This window comes from Variovorax sp. YR266 (genome assembly GCF_900107295.1).
Taxonomy (GTDB): domain Bacteria; phylum Pseudomonadota; class Gammaproteobacteria; order Burkholderiales; family Burkholderiaceae_C; genus Variovorax.
Genome location: NZ_FNPM01000001.1, coordinates 281100 through 300102, shown reverse-complemented (window position 1 = coordinate 300102; position 19003 = coordinate 281100). Strand labels below are relative to the sequence as shown.

10 protein-coding genes are annotated in these 19003 nt (G+C 68.9%); 5 read left to right on the top strand and 5 right to left on the bottom strand.

The genetic code is table 11. The features are described 5' to 3' along the window. Window positions 1-189 precede the first annotated feature (189 nt). The 4 genes from BLW48_RS01415 to ppc all read right to left on the bottom strand — a co-directional run bounded on the left by BLW48_RS01415 (window position 190) and on the right by ppc (window position 12220). The gene (locus BLW48_RS01415; protein ID WP_093049358.1) at window positions 190-723 is read right to left on the bottom strand and encodes a hypothetical protein; all 534 of its coding nucleotides are present in this window, start codon (window positions 721-723) and stop codon (window positions 190-192) included. 109 nt (window positions 724-832) lie between these two features. Further along, on the bottom strand, window positions 833-8998 hold the full coding sequence (locus BLW48_RS01410; RefSeq protein WP_093172200.1) for a glycoside hydrolase family 94 protein: 8166 nt from the start codon (window positions 8996-8998) through the stop codon (window positions 833-835). Next, window positions 8995-9213 (bottom strand): hypothetical protein, encoded by a 219-nt coding sequence (locus tag BLW48_RS01405; protein ID WP_093172198.1) that lies wholly within the window; start codon window positions 9211-9213, stop codon window positions 8995-8997. The genes BLW48_RS01410 and BLW48_RS01405 overlap by 4 nt, the downstream gene beginning before the upstream one ends. Window positions 9214-9376: 163 nt before the next feature. Next, complete coding sequence (gene ppc / locus BLW48_RS01400) at window positions 9377-12220, bottom strand: phosphoenolpyruvate carboxylase (RefSeq protein ID WP_093049367.1); 2844 nt, start codon at window positions 12218-12220, stop codon at window positions 9377-9379. Window positions 12221-12332: 112 nt separating this feature from the next. Between ppc and hemC the strand changes: the two genes are divergently transcribed. The 4 genes from hemC to BLW48_RS01380 are packed head-to-tail and all read left to right on the top strand — an operon-like array spanning window position 12333 to window position 16415. Beyond that, window positions 12333-13238, top strand: coding sequence for a hydroxymethylbilane synthase (gene hemC, locus BLW48_RS01395; protein ID WP_256330672.1), 906 nt, complete (start codon window positions 12333-12335; stop codon window positions 13236-13238). A 16-nt stretch (window positions 13239-13254) separates the two neighbouring features. Then, window positions 13255-14028 carry a uroporphyrinogen-III synthase gene (locus BLW48_RS01390; RefSeq protein WP_093172194.1) on the top strand — a complete coding sequence of 258 codons (774 nt, stop codon included), beginning with the start codon at window positions 13255-13257 and terminating at the stop codon, window positions 14026-14028. Then, the gene (locus tag BLW48_RS01385) at window positions 14025-15125 is read left to right on the top strand and encodes a uroporphyrinogen-III C-methyltransferase (RefSeq protein ID WP_093049375.1); all 1101 of its coding nucleotides are present in this window, start codon (window positions 14025-14027) and stop codon (window positions 15123-15125) included. Before BLW48_RS01390 ends, BLW48_RS01385 begins: the two co-directional genes overlap by 4 nt. A 6-nt stretch (window positions 15126-15131) precedes the next feature. Beyond that, on the top strand, window positions 15132-16415 hold the full coding sequence (locus BLW48_RS01380) for a heme biosynthesis protein HemY (RefSeq protein WP_093172192.1): 1284 nt from the start codon (window positions 15132-15134) through the stop codon (window positions 16413-16415). 6 nt (window positions 16416-16421) lie between these two features. On the opposite strand, the gene BLW48_RS01375 is transcribed toward BLW48_RS01380, so the two are convergent. After that, the gene (locus BLW48_RS01375; protein WP_093172190.1) at window positions 16422-17984 is read right to left on the bottom strand and encodes an MFS transporter; all 1563 of its coding nucleotides are present in this window, start codon (window positions 17982-17984) and stop codon (window positions 16422-16424) included. Window positions 17985-18106: 122 nt separating this feature from the next. On the opposite strand from BLW48_RS01375, the gene BLW48_RS01370 reads away from it, so the two are divergent. Continuing rightward, window positions 18107-18973, top strand: a complete 867-nt coding sequence (locus BLW48_RS01370) for a LysR family transcriptional regulator (protein ID WP_093049383.1) — start codon at window positions 18107-18109, stop codon at window positions 18971-18973. The last annotated feature ends 30 nt before the right edge of the window (window positions 18974-19003 follow it).

Here is a 19003-nt window from a genome sequence, read left to right as displayed (position 1 = left end):
GTCCTTGGAAGCATCGGCGACGCGTGGGCCAATGCTGGTGAAGAGGCATTGGAGTGTGCGAGCCGTCGCCTCTGCGACAAAGACGCCGGGGAGCAGTAGTCAGTTTCCCTGGGGCGAACAATCGACCCTTTTGATGACTGTAGCCATCCGCGTATCCGTATTTGCTGGCTTTGCTGGCGTGGCCCGCAGCTACAGCACCCGGCCGTCGGCGATGAACGAGTCGCCGATCAGTACACGAAAGACCGCACCCTGCGCAAACTTCGGTTGCGCCACGGCCGGCGAGAGAAATTCGACCTCCAGCGCCGCAGGCTTGCCGCGCTCCAGCGCATCGCCCGGCGGCACGACCCAGCGCGCCGAGAAGCCTTCCTTGTCGATCACCAGTGCGCAGCGGTATTCGCCCGGCGCAATCGGCACGTCCTGCGAGGGCAGCGCGGGCTTGCGGAAGGTGAGCTCGACGCGCGCATGCGGCGTGAAGGCGCCTGCCGTGTCGAAGCTCGGCGGCATGACGGCCGGCGCACTTGGCGCACGGCGCGGGCGCTTGCTGATGAGCCATGCAATCACGTTGCCGATGATCGGCACCCACAGCACCATCAGCAGCGTGGCGATGTCGCGCGTGGTGGTGCCGGGTGTCGCGTAGTGACGGACGACGGCGCCACCGACGGCCACGCACAGCAGGACGATGACGATGACCTTGCGGCGGAACTGGATCTTGGTGGTGCTCATGTTCTGGGTGGCGCCGCTTCGGGAAGCGATGGAATGTCGGATGCGTGATCGAGTCACGACTTCTGATGCGAGGTCTGGTTGCGAGTCTAGGGCCACCGCGAGTGCCGGCTCATCCCACCCGCAGCACCGCATCGGCCGGCAGCGCCTGCCAGTCGATCCATTCGCCCACCGCCAGCTGATGCGTTGAGGCGGCGGCACCTTGCACATCGCCCCATTGCAGCGTGAGCTTGCGCGCGCCGAGCCGCAGTGCGATCTCGAAGCCCGGCCAGTGCGCAGGCACGCGCGGCGTCAGCGAGAGCTGGCGACCCTTCACGCTCAGGCCCAGCAGCGTCTCGACCGCCGCGCGGTGCAGCCACGCGGCCGAGCCGGTGTACCAGCTCCAGCCGCCGCGGCCCACGTAGGGCGCGGCACCGTAGATGTCGCCCGCCATCACGTAGGGCTCCAGCTCGTAGGCCGGGCCGCGCTCGGGGTGCTGTGCGCGATGGGCAGGGCTCAGCCCCTCGAAGCTCCGCCATGCGGCCTCGTGGTCGCCCTGCAGCGCCTGCGCCATCAGCGCCCACACCGCGCCGTGCGAGTACTGCCCGCCGTTCTCGCGCACACCGGGCGGATAGGCCTGGATGTAGCCCGGGTTGTTGCCCGAACGGGCGAACGGCGGCGTCAGCAGGCGCAGCAGGCCGGCCGGTTCGTCGTGCAGCAGTTTCTTGACGGATTCCATGGCCGGCCCCGTGTGCGCCGCGTCCGAAGCGCCCGACAGCACCGACCACGCCTGCGCAATCAGGTCGATGCGGCATTCGTCGTTGGACGAAGAGCCCAGCGGCGCGCCGTTGTCGAAGAAGGCGCGGCGGAACCACGCGCCGTCCCAGCCGGCATCGTGCAGCGCGGCGATCCAGCCGGTGCGTGCCGCGGTCCAGCGCGCGGCGCGTTCGTGTTCGCCGCGTGCCTGGGCCAGCGGCGCAAACTGCGCGACCACGCTGCACAGGAACCACGCGAGCCACACCGATTCGCCGCGGCCTTCGTTGCCCACGCGATTCATGCCGTCGTTCCAGTCGCCGGTGCCCATCAGCGGCAGGCCGTGCACGCCGGTCTTCAGGCTGCGGTCGATGGCGCGCGCGCCGTGCTCGAACAAGCTGGCCATCTGGCCGCTGCGCTGCGGCGCGTAGTAGGCGTCTTCGGCACCGTCGGGAATGGCGGGGCCTTCGATGAAGCCGGCCATCTCGTCGAGCAGAGATGCATCGCCCGTCACCTCGACATAGTGCGCCGACGCGTACGGCAGCCACAGCAGGTCGTCAGAGAAATGCGTGCGCACGCCGGCACCGCCGGGCATGTGCCACCAGTGCTGCACATCGCCTTCGGGAAACTGCCGCGCCGCGTTGACCAGGATCTGCTCGCGCAGCCGCGCCGGGTCGGTGAGCGCGAAGGCCATCGCGTCCTGCAGCTGGTCGCGAAAGCCGAAGGCGCCGCCTGCCTGGTAGAAGCCCGCTTTCGACCAGAGGCGGCAGGCCAGAGTCTGATAGATCAGCCAGCGGTTGACCAGTGCGTCGAACAGCGGATCGGGCGTGCGCACCTGCAGGCGGCCGAGCAGCTCGTCCCAGAAGCAGCGCACCTGCGCCAATGCTTCGGGCACGTCGCGCTGGCGCCAGCGGCGCGCGAGTTCGAGTGCGGCGTCGGCGCTGTCCGCGTGGCCCAGCACGAAGGTGAAGCCCGCGGTGCCGCCGGCCGCCACCACGAACTCGCCGCCGATGGCCGCGCAGGCGTCGAGCCCGCTGCCGGTGCGCCGTGCGAGCGTATCGGGTACTTCGACCATGCCGCGATCACCGAAGAATTCATTGCGGTCGCAGGTCCATTGCGTGGCACCTTGCAGCCCCGCCAGCAGCAGGAAGGCCGTGCTGCCGCCGAAGCCCGCGCCCGATTCGCGCTGCTGGCCGAACACTGCCGGCTGGTCTTCCGGCTTCCAGCAATGCACGGTGCGCCGCGTGCCCCGCGCGTCGCCGAGCTGCCATTCGGCCATGGCCAGTGCGCGCAGGCGGCGCGTGCCGGTGCCGCCGTTTCGCACGCGCACATGCACGAGCTTGACGGCCTCGTCGCGGTCCGCGAAGAAAGTGGTTTCCAGCGCGAGATCGTTCGCCTTGTGCTCGAACACCGTGTAGCCCTGTCCGTGTCGCACACGGTGGCGTGCGCTGCCCGCGCTGCCGCCGGCAGGTGTCAGCGGCAGCATCTCGCGCGAAGCAAGGTCCTGCAGCAGGTAGTGCTCGAAGGCCGGGTCCTGCACCGGGTCGTTCGACCACGGCGTCACCTGGTGCATGCGGCTGTTGCCGGCCCAGGTGAAGCCCGTGCCCCACTCGGACACCTGGAAGCCGAAGCACGCATTGGCGATCACGTTGATCCACGGCCGCGGCGTACGCCGGCCCGCGCCGACCTCGAAGCGGAACTCGCCGGTGCCGGCGTCGAAGTCGCCGGTCGGGGCGGTAGCCGATGGCGTCGGGGCAGGGCGCGGCAGCAGGGGCACGCCCGGCAGTGCGGCGGCGTCATTGACCATCGATGCCGTGTCGTTGCGGGCCTCGTGCAGCGCAGCCACTTGCACTTCGAGCGGGCGCCCGTCGGCCGTGAAGACCGCGCGCGCCAGGCTGGAGAACGCGGCCTTTTCCGAGGGCACCACGTCCTGGTCGCGCAGCAGGTAGAAGCCGGCCGTGTCGTTGCGCGGAAAGCTGTTCTGCGTCTGCTGCGCGACGCGCGCGCGCAGGCTTTCTATTTCGCGCTGCAGCGGCATCAGGTACGAGTTGGGCTCGCTGTTGAGCACCACCAGGTCGCAGGCCACGCCGCCGAAGCCCCACCAGGGCTGGGCGCGCAGCAGCGTGTTGATCAACCCCATGCCGATCATCGAATGGATGTGCACCAGCACGATGGGCTTGTCGCCCGAGATGCCGAAGCGCCAGATCTGCCGCAGGTCGATCAGCCCGCGGTCGCGCATGACGCGCGGCGTGGTGTAGGTGAGGATGGTCGTCAGGTCCTGCAGCGCCAGGTTCTGCGCGGGCGCGATGCTCAGGTCGCGCAGCCGCACCTGCGCCAGCGTGGCGGCCATGCGGGTGGCGCGCTCCACGTGCATGGGCTGCATGTAGCGGTCGATGCCGGGCATCAGCGCATCGATGTTCTTGTCGGCCGCGGTGGCAAAGCTCAAGCGCGCGGTGGCACCGGGCGCAATCGACAGCCGCACGCGCAGGCAGGCGATGGGGTCGAGCCCGTTGACCTGCTTGCCGTTGGGCGTGAGCGGCTGCGCGTCGAGCGCGGGGCTGGCGAGCGTGCGGTTGCGCCCGATGAAGGCGCGCCGGTCGGTCATGCAGTCGACCGAGAGCACTTGCGCGTCCGCCGAGGCCAGGAAGTGCGCGGCGGCCATCACCGCGTCGCCATGCAGGCGCGGCTTGCGCGACATCAGCAGCGCGCGCCATGCGGGCTCCCAGCGCGACTCGACGAACAGGTTGGCGAAGGCCGGATGCGCCTCATCGGCCTTGGGGTTCGACAGCACCGGCTCGAAGTACGAGACCAGTTCGAGCGTGCGCGTTTCCTCGCCCGAGTTGTGCAGCGTGATGTTGCGCAGCTCGGTGTCGTCCTCGGGGCTGATGAGCACAGTGGTACGCACCTGCAGGCCGGGGCCGGTCGCGTCGAACTGCACGTGGTCGGCAAGGAAGCGGGTGCGGTAGCGCCAGCCGTCGCCCGGCGCGGGCAGGGCGGTGAGCGAGGTGAGTTCCTGGGTGCCCTCGTCGCGCACGAAGAAGAAGGTGCCGTAGCTGTCGCGCAGCGGGTCGTCGCGCCAGCGCGTCACGTTGAACGAATGCCAGCGGCTCACACCGGCGCCGTTGGCGCGCAGGGCAACGGTGTAGCGGCCGTTCGACAGCAGGTGCGTGGGCTGGAAGCCGGGCGCCATCGGGTCGACCAAGCGGGGCTGGAACAGCGGCGCCAGCTCGGCCTGGCTGGGCTCGGGCGGCGTGCGGGGATCGGCGCTGCCGATGATCTGCCGCGGCGTGCGCTCGTGCAGCAGCGACTCGTGCGCCTGCACCAGTGCGGCGCTGCCGAACCAGCGGCGCGGCGCATCGGCGCACAGCACATTGCACAGCGCCACCAGCGACATGCCCTGGTGGTGCGCCATGAAGTTGCGCACCACGGTGAAGTCCTGCCCCTCGGGTTGGCGCGAGACGGTGAAGTCGACCGCGTCGTGAAAGCCGAACTCGCCGCGCGCGCCGAGCGATTCGAGCTGTTCCAGGTTGATCACCGCCGCCCCGGGCGCGAACGGCGCGGCCATGGCGCTCGCATAGGGCGCCACCACGCGGTCGGTGGGCGGCGTGCGCCGCAGTGCGAGGCGCGGCACGCCGAAGGGCGAGTACTGGTAGGCCAGCGAGTGGTCTTGTGCGAAGTAGGCCGATTCGGAAACGCCCCACGGCAGGTTCTGCGCCCGCCCGAAGGCCTGCTGCTCGGCAATGGCGGCGGCGTTGGCCACTTGCAGCAGGCCGTCGGCAGGCTCGGTCATCACCAGCGCGGGCATCACGTACTCGAACATCGAGCCCGACCACGACTTCAGGCTGGGCTGGAAGCCCACCAGAAGGAACGGTCGGCCCAGCGCCATCCAGTGGCGGCGCGGCACGTCGCCCTTGGCAATCGCCAGGAAGCTCAGCAGCCGCGATTCGGAAGCCAGCAGGTCGTAGTAGCTTGCGTCGAGCACGTTCTCCTCGACCCGCAGGCCGATATGGAACAGGTGGCGCTTGGGGTCGTAGAGGCCACTGAAGTCCATGCCGGCGTGCAGAGCGTCGCAGCGCACGGCCAGTGCTTCGAGCGCGGGCGCTTCATGCGGCTGGCAGCCTTCGGCGGCGAAGGCGCGGCAGGCCTGCGCCACGGCCACGAGGTGGCCCGCGAAGTTGCCGCTGTCCACGCTCGACACGTAGTCGGGCGGCAGCGGCTTCAGCGTTTGCGTGTCGTACCAGTTGAACAGGTGGCCGTCGTGCTTCTGCATGCGGTCCACGCTGTCAAGCGTGGCGGCGATGCGGGCGAGCAGGGCGGCGGTGTCGATCCACCTGAACTCGCGCGCGCAGCAGGTAGCCAGCAGGTACATGCCGATGTTGGTCGGCGAGGTGCGATGCGCGACGGTGGGCTGCGGTTCGAGCTGCAGGTTGTCGGGCGGCAGGTGGTTGTCGTCCGGGCCCACCACGTGCTCGAAGAAGCGCCAGGTATCGTGCGCAAGCTTTTCGAGGTAGGTGCGCTGGTCGGTGCTGAGCGGGTCAGGTGCCTTTGCTTCAGAGCGGCTGCCCCACCAGGCCGCGACCGGCGCCAGCGCCCACAGCACGAACAGCAGCGCGCCGATCACGGGGTATGCGCTCCAGTGCGCCGCCACGGCGAGCGCGAGGCACGCCACGCTGCTCGCGGCGGCATTGCGCACAAAGGATGCGAGGCGACCGCTCGATTGCGCCTGCGCCTGCGCGGCCGTGGTCCATTCGAGCAGATGCCGGCGGCTGACCACGAGGCGCCATGTCGCGCGGAACCATGCGTCGAGCAGCAGCCGCGTCTGCGCCGCGAGTTGCACGAACTGCCAGGCCGCGCCGGCCATGGCGCGCAGCAGCTCGACCGCGCCCACGTCGAAGAAATGGCGCAGCTCGATGGCGCGGCGCGTGGGCACCAGCCCGGCCAGCGCGCCGAGCAAGGGCCCGAGCGTGAGCGCCGACGCCACGGCCGCCAGCGCCCAGCCCAGCGGCATGGCCTGCGTGAAGATCACCAGCACCAGCAGCGCGAAAGAAGCCGGCACCACCAGTGAGCGGCGCAGGTTGTCGCTCATCTTCCAGAGGCCCAGCGCATCGATGCCGAAGCGGCGCGCGCGCCACATCAGCGGCAGCAGCTGCCAGTCGCCGCGCACCCAGCGGTGCACGCGCGACGCCGCAACGCCGGCATGGTGCGGATGGTCCTCGACAAGTACGACGTCGCTCACCATCGCGCAGCGCGCGACCGTGCCTTCGAGCAGGTCGTGGCTGAGCACCGCGCCGTCGGGCAGGCGGCGATCGAGCGTGGCGTGCAGCGCACGCACGTTCAGCAGGCCCTTGCCGGTGAAGGAGCCGCTGCCGAACACGTCCTGGTAGATGTCGGAGGCGCCGCTGCCGTAGGGGTCTAGCCCGCACTGGCCGGCGAACACCCAATGGAAGAAGGAGCGCTCGTGGCGCTGCGGAAACGGCGTGACGATCCGCGGCTGCAGGATGCCGAAGCCGGCGACCACGCGCTGGCGTTGCACGTCGATTTCGGGCGCGTTGAGCGGATGCGCGGCAATCGACACCAGGTCGCGCAGGGCGCCCGGCGGTAGGCCGGTGTCGCTGTCGAGCGTCAGCACATACGGCGTGCGGCCGGCGGCGAGCCGCAGGCCCGGTGCGAGCGGCAGGAAGCCGCTGGCGTCACCGGCTGCGAGCAGGCGCACCAGCATTTCGAGCTTGCCGCGCTTGCGCTCCCAGCCCATCCAGCGCTGCTCGGTGTCGCTCCAGCTGCGCGGGCGGTGCAGCAGCAGGAAGCGCGACGCTTCGCCTGGCGCCACGGGGTATTTGGTGTTGAGCGCGGCGATGCGCTGCAGGGCGTCGTCGAGCAGGGGGCCGTCTTCGGGCAGCGAGGCCAGCGGTGCATCGGCCCAGTCGGTGAGCAGCGCGAACTGCGCATTTGTTTCGCGGTTGGCGAGCCAGTGCAGTTCGAGCCGGTGCGCGAGCTGCACGTTGTTCGCTGCCGAACCCAGCAGCGTGGGCATGACGACGAGCGCGCGGTGCCGCTCGGGAATGCCGTTCGCAAAGTCCAGGCGCGGCAGGCCCTGCACTCGCACCGACTCGGCCATGATGCGTTGCGCAAGCGCGAGCAGCGCTTCGGACAGCGGCCACGCCAGAAGGACGAGCGCCAGCACGGTGGTCCAGTCTTCGCGGTGCGGCAGGCTGTGCACCACGGCGAACAGCAGCAGCGCGGTGCCCAGCGCAACGGAGCCGACGTAGACGGGCAATCGCCAGCCGCGATGGCTGCGTGCCTGCCGCGTGTCGGGCGCCCGCCCGGCACGGCCCGCATGACCGTTCGATTGCAGCGCCGCGATGAGCGCGGGCCGGCCCTGGCCGAAGAGGTAGTAGCCGGCGGTGCCGTCGGCGCGGTCGGTCTCCGCGCCCGCGTCGTCGGCCGGCGCGCTGGCGGCCAGTTGCACCACGGCTTGCGCGATGGCGCGCTCGGGCTGTTCGCTGCTGCGCGCCACTTGCTCCATCGCATGCGTGATCTGCTGGCGCGTGAGTTCGCTCTCGTTGGCGAAGCTCGGCAGTTCGCGCAGCACACGCAGCGAACGGCTCACGGGCTCGATCAGGTCGCTCCACTCGACCTGGCCGATCATGCGCAGCGTGGTGATGATGTTGCCGACCGTGAGATTGGCGGCGGCCTGTGCGTTCTGCGCTTCGCCGATCAGTGCCGGCCCGTTGGGGCAGTGCTGCTCGGTCCAGCGCACCAGCGCGGGCATGTCTTCGCCGTGCTCGACGGGCAGGCGCTGCCACAGCTGCGTGAGGTAGTTGTCCTGCAGGCCGTGGCTTTGCAGCGCGCGGTAGAGCACGTCGAGGTCTTGCACCGAAAGGTGCGGCGCGGCGTCCCATGCGGCATGCGCAATCTCGCGCGCCACCTTGTTCTCGGCAATGCTCTCGGCCACGCGGCGCAGGTTTTCGAGCAGCACCACGCGCAGGGTGGTGGGCAGCGCCCACAGCTCGCCGAGCGTGAGCTCGTCGATGTCCTGGTAGGCATTGAGGAAAGCGGTGAACAGCGTCTTGTTGAGCACGCTGTCGGTGTGGGCCACGTAGGCCCATGCAATGCCGTACACGCGCGGCAGGCCCGCCAGCGGCGGCGCGGCGAGCTTGGGCAGGCGCGCGTAGTAGCTGCGCGGCACGCCGTCGTGAATCTGCTGGAGCTGCGCCTCGACCAGGTGGAAGTTGTCGAGCAGCCACTCGGCCGCGGGCGACACGTAGCGCCCGCTGAGCGAGATCAGCGCGATGTAGTCGAAGGCGTTGCGCAGCGACGCGAGGTTTTCGTCCACGCGCGGAAAGAAGGGCGCACCCTCGCGCGCGAGGCGGCGGTCTTCTTCCACCACCTGGGCGCGGGCGAGGCTGTGGCCGTGCTGCTCGAAACGCTGGATGCCGAAGAGTTCGGCGCGGATCGGTGCGGCTACCGGATCATGCGGGCCGAGCAGCAGCGCCCGGGCGTACGGACTGAGTCCCTGGAGACGGTCGACGACGGCTGCGGCGCTCAAGCGATGGCGAAGAGACCGATACCCAGCACCACGGCCACGCAGGCGATCGTGACGATGCGGCCCGCAGCGAGCGCGCGCATCCGTTGCATGTGGCTTCGCAGCGAGAACCAGCGCCCGTGAGCGCGCGCGCAGTGGCGCATGTGGGAGGCCAGCGCCTCGGCGTCGTTGCCGACGAAGTCGATGGGCGAATGGGTGAGGGACTGCGGGACTGGCATGGCAACGGGCTCCTTGTAACGACTTCGAGCTGCCGCGCGATTGCGAGAACTGTGAACGTGTCCGACCGTACCCTTTTAAATGACCTTACAGGTGCCTGATTGCCGATGCCAGACGTAGGAAAGGGCGCCGAAGCGCCCTTTGCCGTGGTCGGAATGGGTGTGCTCAGCCCGTATTGCGCAGCCCCGCCGCCACCCCGTTGATCGAGATGTGGATGCCGCGCTGCAGCCGCTCGCCGCCGTCGCCCGCGCGGTAGCGCCGCATCAGCTCGACCTGCAGGTGGTGCAGCGGGTCGATGTACGGAAAGCGGTGGCGCACCGAGCGTTGCATCTCGGCATTGCCTTCGAGCCGCTGCTTCGCGCCGGTGATGAGTGTGAGTGCGTCGGAGGTGCGGTGCCATTCGGCATCGATCATCGAGAACACCTTCTGGCGCAGCTTGCGGTCGGTGACCAGCTCGGCGTAGCGCGAAGCCAGCGCGAGGTCGCTCTTTGCCAGCACCATGTCCATGTTCGACAGCAGCGTGCGGAAGAAGGGCCACTGCTCGTACATGCGCTGCAGCAATGCCTGGCGCTCCTTCTTCCCCGCAGCCGTGCCCGCTGCGGCGAGGAACTGTTCGACGCCCGAGCCGAAGCCGAACCAGCCAGGAATGGTGAGGCGGCACTGGCCCCAGCTGAAGCTCCACGGCACCGCGCGCAGGTCGTCGATCTTGTGGCTGGGGTTGCGCGAGGCGGGGCGCGAGCCGATGTTGAGCTCGGCAATTTCGCGGATCGGCGTGGAGCCGAAGAAATAGTCGCCGAAGCCCGGGGTCTCGTAGACCAGCTTGCGGTACGCGGCCATGCTGGCGGTCGACAGTTCGCCCGCAGCCGAGAGAAAGGTGGCGGGCGCCGACTTGCCCTGCGGCAGCAGCGTGGCTTCGAGCGTGGCAGCCACCAGCGTTTCGAGGTTGCGCCGGCCGATCTCGCGGTTGGCGTACTTCGAGCCGATGACTTCGCCCTGCTCGGTCAGCCGGATCTGGCCGCGCACCGTGCCGGGCGGCTGCGCGAGGATGGCCTGGTAGCTCGGGCCGCCGCCGCGTCCCACGGTGCCGCCGCGGCCATGGAACATGCGCAGGCGAATCGGGTTGGCCTTCTTCTTGTTGAGCTCGTCGAACAGCGACACCAGCGCGATGCCCGCGCGGTACAGCTCCCAATTGCTGGTGAAGATGCCGCCGTCCTTGTTGCTGTCGGAGTAGCCGAGCATCACGTCCTGCTCGGCGCCCGAGCGTTCGACGAGCGCCTGGATGTTCGGCAGTGCATAGAAAGCGCGCACGATGGGCGCGGCGTTGCGCAGGTCTTCGATGGTTTCGAACAGCGGCACCACGATCAGGTCGCAGGTCGCGTTGCTGTCCATCGCGCCGCGCAGCAGGCCCACTTCCTTTTGCAGCAGCAGTGCTTCGAGCAGGTCGCTCACCGTTTCGGTGTGGCTGATGATGTAGTGGCGGATGGCCGCGGCGCCATAGCGCGCACGCGAAACGCGGGCGGCGGCGAAGATGGCCAGCTCGCTCTTCGCAAGCGGCGAGTAGTCGGCGTCGGGCACGCGCAGCGGGCGGGCGTCGTCGAGCAGCCTGAGCAGCAGGGTCTGCTTGGCTTCTTCGGCCAGCGACGCATACGAGGGCTCGATGCGAGCGGTGGCCAGCAGCTCGGCGATCACCGCCTCGTGCTTGTCGGAGCTCTGGCGCAGGTCGACCGTGGCCAGGTGAAAGCCGAACACTTCTACCGCGCGAATCAGCGGCAGCAGGCGCGGCGCGGCAAGCACGGTGCCGTGCTTTTCTTCGAGCGATTCGGCCACGGTGCGCAGGTCGGCCAGGAACTCTTCGGCCGTGGCGTACGGGTTCTGCGGCGCGACGGCGTGGCGCGCGGCCTCGCCACCGGTGAGCTCGCGCAGCGTGGCCGCAAGGCGCGCATACACACCGGTGAGGGCGCGGCGGTAGGGCTCGTCCTTGCGGTGCTCGTTGGTGTCGGGCGAGCGTTCGGCCAGCGCCTGCATCTCGACCGTCACATCGACCAGCGTGGCCGACAGCGACAGCTCGCCGCCCAGGTAGTGCACTTCGGTGAGGTAGTGGCGCAGCGCCAGCTCGCACTGGCGGCCCAGGGCGTATTCGAGCGTCTGGGCGGTGACGTTGGGGTTGCCGTCGCGGTCGCCGCCGATCCACTGGCCCATGCGCAGGAAGGGCGCGACCGAAGGCGTGTGGCCGCCCTGGGCGAGGGCCTTTTCGAGGTCGGCGTACACGCGCGGAATCTCGCGCAGGAAGGTGGCCTCGTAGTAGCTCAGCGAGTTCTCGATTTCGTCGGCCACCGTGAGCTTGGAAAAGCGCAGGATGCGCGTCTGCCAGATCTGCGTGACGCGGGTGCGCATCTGCGTTTCGTTCTCGGCAAACTCGAGCGGCGAGAGCGCATCCTTGCCGCCCGCATAGGCGCTCTGGCGCAGCCTGATCTCGTCGCGCACGGTGAGCAGTTGCGCGATGGCCCGCTCGGCATCGAGGATGCTCTTGCGCTGCACTTCGGTCGGGTGCGCGGTGAGCACCGGCGACACATAGCTGTGGGCCAGCGAGGCGACGATGTCGTCGGGCTTCACGCCGGCCTTGCGGATGCGCGCGAGCGCCGTTTGCAGGTCGCCCTCGACGCTTTCGCCGGCGCGTTCCGTTTCCGTGCGGCGGCGGATCTGGTGGCGGTCTTCCGCGAGGTTGGCCAGGTGGCTGAAGTAGGTGAAGGCGCGAATCACGCGCACCGTCTCGGCCGCGCTCAGGCCCTTGAGCAGGTTCTTCAGCGCGCGGTCGGCGGCGTGGTCGGCGTCGCGGCGGAAAGCCACGGACAAGGTGCGGATCTTTTCGACCAGCGCGTAGGTTTCGTCTCCTTCCTGCTCCCGGATCACGTCGCCGAGGATCCGGCCCAGCAGCCGGATGTCGTCGATCAGTGGCTGGTCTTCGGTCTGGCGGCGCTTGGGGGGAGCAGGGGTCTTGCTGGCTTTCATTCGATGTTTGTCCTGGACTTTTTGACTTCTTGAATGGATGCGCCGCCTGCGTTGTTGCGGCGCAACATGCTAGCATTCCGGCGGTTTAGAACATGTACTTTTGGAACCGGTCTTGAGCAATATCGTGATCGCCACGCGCGAAAGCCGCCTGGCACTGTGGCAAGCCGAACACGTCCGGGCGCTTTTGCAAGAAAAGGGCCATACGGTCAGCCTGCTCGGCCTGACGACCACCGGCGACCAGATCCTCGACCGCACGCTCAGCAAGGTGGGCGGCAAGGGGCTCTTCGTGAAAGAGCTCGAACTCGCGCTCGAAGAAGGGCGCGCCGACATCGCGGTCCATTCGCTGAAAGACGTGCCGATGGACCTGCCCGAAGGCTTCGCGCTGGCCTGCGTGCTGGAGCGCGAAGACCCGCGCGACGCGCTGGTCTCCCCCCGCTATGAATCGCTCGACGCGCTGCCGCAGGGTGCGGTGGTCGGCACTTCGAGCCTGCGCCGCGTGGTGCTGCTGCGCGCGCTGAGGCCCGACCTGCGCATCGAACCGCTGCGCGGCAACCTCGACACCCGCCTGCGCAAGCTCGACGAAGGGCAGTACGACGCCATCGTGCTGGCTGCGGCCGGGCTCAAGCGGCTGGGGCTGGAAAGCCGCATCCGCGTGGCCTTCGATCCCGACACCATGCTGCCGGCCGCGGGACAGGGCGCATTGGGCATCGAGGTGCGCGCGGACCGTACCGAACTCATCGAATTGCTGCGATCGCTGGCCCACCAGGGCGATTGGCTTTCCACCGCCGCCGAGCGCGCTGTGAGTCGCGCGATGGGCGGCAGCTGTTCCATGCCGCTGGCGGCTCATGCACGCTGGCAGGCCGACGGCGCGCTGCGCATCGACGCCGCTTGGGGCGATCCGGAGGGCAACGCGCCGCTGGTGAAGGTGCATGCGCAGGCGCAGGCCGGCGATTTCGCGCAGGCCGATGCGCTCGGCGAGCGCGCCGCGGCGCTGCTGCGCGACGCCGGGGCTCACTGAGATCGGTGGTCATCGTATGACCGCCCGCCCCGTCATCGTCACGCGGCCGGTGCGCGAGGCGGCGCAGTGGGTGAGTGACCTGCGCGCCGCGGGGCTCGATGCGGTGGCGCTGCCGCTCATCGTGATCGCGCCAGTGGCCGATGCCGAACCGCTGCGCACGGCGTGGCGGCAGTTGGTGAATTACGCGGCGCTGATGTTCGTGAGCGCCACGGCCGTCGAGCATTTCTTCCAGCACAAGAACGCTGCCGATACGCTGGCAGGGCGCCGCTTCTGGGCCACGGGCCCAGGCACCACGCGCGCCTTGCTTCGCGCCGGCGTGCCGCTGGAACTCATCGACGCACCACCTCCCGAGGCCACGCGTTTCGACTCCGAAGCGCTGTGGGAGCGGGTGCAGGCCCAGGTGTCTGCCGGCGTGCGCGTGCTGATCGTGCGCGGCGGCGACGAAGCCGGGCACCCCACAGGGCGCGACTGGCTCGCCAATGAAATCGATGTCGCGGGCGGCCATCGCGACACCGTGGTGGCCTACCGCCGGTTGCCGCCGTCGCTGGACGTCGTACAACGTCGGCTGGCCATCGACGGCGCCGAAGGCCGCGCGATCTGGCTCTTCAGCAGCTCAGAGGCCATCGGCAATCTGCAGCGCGCGATGCCCGGTGTGCAATGGCATGCCGCGAGCGCGGTCGCCACGCATGCACGAATCGGCGAAGCCGCGCGGGCCGCGGGTTTCGGGGCGTTGCGTGTATGCACACCGCTGCGGGATGCGCTGATCGCGTCTATAGAATCCTTGGCATGAGCGCCGCGTCCCCGTCAGACGATTTTTCCTCTCCTTCCCCAACCGCTGCCACGGCGCCGGTGCCCGCCACGCTGGCACCGCACCAGACGCCGGCCGCACAGGCAGCAGGGGCGCTGATCCTCTCTCGCATCGCATTCGGCCTCGTGGCCCTCGTGGCGCTGGCCGCATTGCTGATGACAATCGCGCTGTGGCAGAAGGTCGGCGGCATGAAGGAGCAGCTGGCACGCCAGAGTGCCGATGCCATCGCGCAATCGATGGAGGCGCGCACGCTGGCCCGCCAGGCAAGCGACACCGTGCGCGAGGCCTCGGCCCGCGTGGCTCTGGTCGAAACCCGCGTGGCTGAAGTCGCGCTGCAGCGCTCGCAGCTCGAAGAACTCATTCAAAGCCTCTCGCGTTCGCGCGACGAGAACCTCGTGGTCGACATCGAGTCGGCCGTGCGCCTTGCCCTGCAGCAGGCACAGGTCACCGGCAGCGTCGAGCCGCTGCTGGCTGCGCTGAAGGCCGGCGACGTGCGCATCGCGCGCGCCGCGCAGCCACGGCTGACGCCACTGCAGCGTGCCATGCAGCGCGATGCCGACCGCCTGCGCAGCACCGCAAGCACCGACAGCGCCGAAGCGCTGCAGAAGCTCGACGAACTGATGCGCGGCGTGGACGACCTGCCCACGCTCAACGCCGTTGCCGTGCGCGGCACCGGCACCAACGCCTGGCAGCCCGAACCGATTCCCGCCGACGCGCCGTGGTGGCGCCGCGTGCTGCTCACCGTGCGCGGCGAGGCACGCTCGCTGGTGCGCGTCGGCCGCATCCAGAGCCCGGAGGCGATCCTGTTGGCGCCCGAGCAGTCTTACTTCCTGCGCGAGAACCTGAAGCTCAAGCTGCTCAATGCGCGCCTGTCGCTGCTGTCGCGGCAGATGGAGGCCACGCGCGGCGAGCTGTCGCAGGTAACTGCCTCGCTCAACCGCTATTTCGATCCCGCATCGCGCCGCACCCAGGCCGCCGCCACGCAGCTGCAGCAGCTGCAGGCGCTGGTGAAGACGTCCGAGCCGGTCCGCATCGACGACACGCTCGCGGCACTGGCCACCGCCGCAGCAGGACGCTGATCGGACATGCGCGCCGCAATCTGGCTCCTCGCGCTGTTCGCTGTTGCAGCAGCAGTCGCTCTTTTCGCAGGCAACAACCAGGGCACGATCACCGTGTTCTGGCCGCCCTGGCGTGTCGACCTGTCGCTGAATCTCGTGCTCGTGATCCTGCTGGTGGCCTTCGTGCTGATGCACGTGGCTTTGCGTGCGCTGGCAGCACTGTTCTCGCTGCCGACGCAGGCGCGCCAGTGGCGGCTGCAGCAGAAGGAGCGCACGCTGCATGCAGCCCTGCTCGATGCGATGGTGCAGCTGATCTCGGGTCGCTTCTCGCGTGCACGCAAGGCCGCGCAGGCCGCGCTCACGCAGGAGAAAACGCTGTCGGCGCTCGGCGCCAGCCTGCCGCAGGCGCAGCAGGTGCGCGTGCTGTCGCACCTGCTGGCGGCCGAGAGCGCACAGGCCCTGCAAGACAAGCCAGCACGCGACGCCCATCTGCAGCAGGCCCTCAACGAAAGCGCCGACCGCGCCGTGCTCGCCAGCCCGGAGACGCGCGAAGGCGTGCAACTGCGCGCGGCGCGTTGGGCGCTCGAAGACCGCGATGCAGCCGCAGCGCTCGCGCGGCTCGAAGAACTGCCGCAGGGCGCGCAACGCCGCACGCTCGCATTGCGCTTGCGGCTCAAGGCGGCACGGCAGGATCGCCGCACGCTCGAAGCGCTCGAAACCGCGCGCCTGCTGGCCAAGCACCGCGCCTTCTCTGACGCCGCGGCACAGAGCATCGTGCGCGGGCTGGCGACCGAGCTGCTGACGGGCGCGCACGATCCGGCGCAGCTGCTTCGCGCGTGGACTGAGCTCGATGCCAATGAGCGCGACATGCCCGAAGTGGCGATTCACGCTGCCCAACGGATGGTCGCGCTGCGTGGCGATCTTGCCCTGGCGCGCGGCTGGCTGCTGCCGGCCTGGGAGCGCATGGTGACCAACCCGCGCGCGCTCGGCGATGCGCTGCGCGTCAAGCTGGCGCGTGCGCTCGAAGCGGGGCTCGACTCGGTCGATGCCGACTGGCTGGCGCGCATCGAAAGCGCGCAGCGCAACAACCCGCGCGACCCGAACCTTCAGTACCTCGCAGGCATGGCCTGCATGAAGCGCCAGTTGTGGGGCAAGGCCCAGCAGCTGTTGACGCAGGCCGGCCTTGGGCTGCAGGACACCGATCTGTACCGCCGCGCCTGGCTCGCGCTGGCCCAATTGGCCGAAGACCGCGACGATGCCGAGCAAGCCGCCGAGGCGTGGAAGCGCGCGGCGCAGATCGAGAACACCTGAGCGTTTTCAGGGGCAGGACCCTTCGGCCTTCAGGCTCGATGACCGCGCCAGTGGTTTGCCGCCGCCGAAGATCAGCAGACTGACGCCGGCCAGCACCCAGACGCCGACTCCCCCGTAGAGCATCACCAGCCCGAAGCTGCTCACCAGCGCCGCATGCACGACGGCGCCGGACGGGTCCGCCTGCGACAGCGCCGGAAAGCCTTCGGCAAGCGACGCGAAGTTGCCGGCCGCGATCTTCTCCGCCAGCGCGCGCAATTGCATTGCGTCGAGCGATGCCGACAACGCGCCGCGCAGATGCGCATGAATGCCTTCGAGCAGGATGAACCCCATTAGAGCGATGTTGATGGCCAGCGTGATCAGCCGTGCGCTCATGTCCATGCCCGAAGCCATGCCCGCGCGCGAGCTCGGCACCGAACCGGTGGTAGTGTTGGTGACGGGCGTGTTGGTCAGGCCCAGCCCGATGCCGGCCAGCAGGCAGCCGGGCAGCATCGTCATCCAGCCCGCGTGAACCATGCCGCTGCCATAGCGCATTGCAATGAAGCCGAGCCCGATGACGAACAGCCCTGCGGGAATGACCACGCCGGGCCGGTAGCGCAGCGACAGCCGCTCGGCCAGCGGCGGCAGCACGAGCGTGGGCAGCGTGTAGGCCAGCAGTGCCGAGCCGGCCGTGACCGCGTCGTAGCCCAGCGCGCCCTGGAAGTAGATCGGCAGGTAGATCATGAACGGCCAGAAGCTGAAGTTCATGCCGATGGAGCCGATGATCGAACCCGAGAAATTGCGAATCTTGAAGACCGAGAAGTCGAACATCGGATGCGGGTTGATCTTTTCCACCCACAGGAAGAGCGCGAAGCTCGCGGCCGACGCCGCGATCACGCCGATGGCCAGCGGGCTCGCAAAGCCGAGACCCGACCCCTGCGTGATGAAGTACGTCAGGCCCAGCACCGCAAGCGACAGCGTGACGATGCCAGGCAGGTCGAGCTTTTGCGCATCGGGGTCGCTCGACTCTTCCACGCTGCCGAACACCAGGGCAACGGCCACCGCCGCCAGCGGCACATGGACCAGGAACACCCACTGCCAGTTCGACAGCGCCACGATGGCACCGCCGATGATCGGCCCGAACCCCAGGCCCATGCCGAAGACCACGCCCCAGATGGCGAAGGCCTTGCTGCGTTCCTTGCCTTCCTGGAACTGGTGCGAGAGCACGGCGAGCTGGCAGATCAGCATCGCGCCGCCGCTCAGGCCCTGGAGGAAGCGCGCGACGATCAGCACCGGCGCGCTCTGCGCCAGCCCGCAGGCCAGCGAGGTGAGGCCGAAGAGCACCACGCCGACGACGAGGAGGCGCTTGCGGCCGTAGCGGTCGGCAAGCGTGCCCGCGGCCATCAAAACCGTGGTGCAGGCGATGGTGTAGGCGTTCATGATCCACTGCATGTCGCTGAAGTCGGCGTGCAATGCCTGTTCGAGCGTGGGAAGAATGACCGGCACGCTGGAGATTTCCAGGCCGAACATCAGGGCAATGAGGCAGATCGCGGCCAGCGCGACCAGGTTCTTGCCGGTATGGGAGAGAGGCATCGGAAGTCTTTCGGGAGTCTTTGGCAAAGAGGTCCGGGCGATTCTGGGGAAGGCCTCTTCATGATGGAAATGATTTAATTTCCTAGAATCCATGACGATTCATCATTGATTGGTTGATTGCCATGGATTTCGACCCTGCGCTGCTGCGAGCCTTCGTGGCCGTCAAGGAAACCGGCGGCTTCACGCGCGCCGCCCAGCGGCTGCACCTGACGCAGTCGGCCATCAGCCACCAGATCCGGCGGCTCGAGGAACAAGTGGGCCGGCCGCTGCTGCATCGCACGACACGCCGCCTCACGGTGACGGAAGACGGCGAAGACTTCCTTCGCTATGCGCAGCAGATCCTCGACACGCTCGACACGATGACGCGGCGCTTTCAACCCTCGCTGATCTCGGGCGTGGTGCGCTTCGGCGCGCCGGACACCTTCATGGGCGACCGGCTGCCGCCGCTGCTCTCGCAGTTCGCGCGCTCGTTCCCCGCCACGCGCATGGAGGTCAGCGTGAGCATGCACCTCGACTTTCGCGCAATGATCAAGGCGGGCGAGCTCGACCTTGCGGTGGTGATGTCGCCGGCCGATTGCGAGGAGGGCACGCGCCTGCGGCGCACGCAACTGGTGTGGGTGGCGGCTGAGACTTTCGAGCCGCCCGCCGGCGCGTCGCTGCCGCTGGCGTACTTTCCGAAGCCCTGCGTCAACCGTGAACTGGCCGGCGCAGCGCTGGATGCGACGCCGGTCGACTGGCACGTCGTGTTCACCTCCGCGAGCCAGCATGGCATTCGCGCGGCCGTGCTGGCGGGGCTGGCCGTGACGGTGCTCACGCGCGAGGACGTGGAGCCGGGCATGAAGATCGTCGACGGCCGCTATGGCCTGCCGCCTTTGCCGAACGTGGATTTTTCGCTGATCTGGAGCGAGGGCGGCAAGACGGAATGCGCCTGCCGGTTCGGCCAGCTGATCCTGGAGATGCCGGAACTGCCGGCGCACGACAAGGCATAAAAAAACGGCGCCACTGGCGCCGTTTTTACT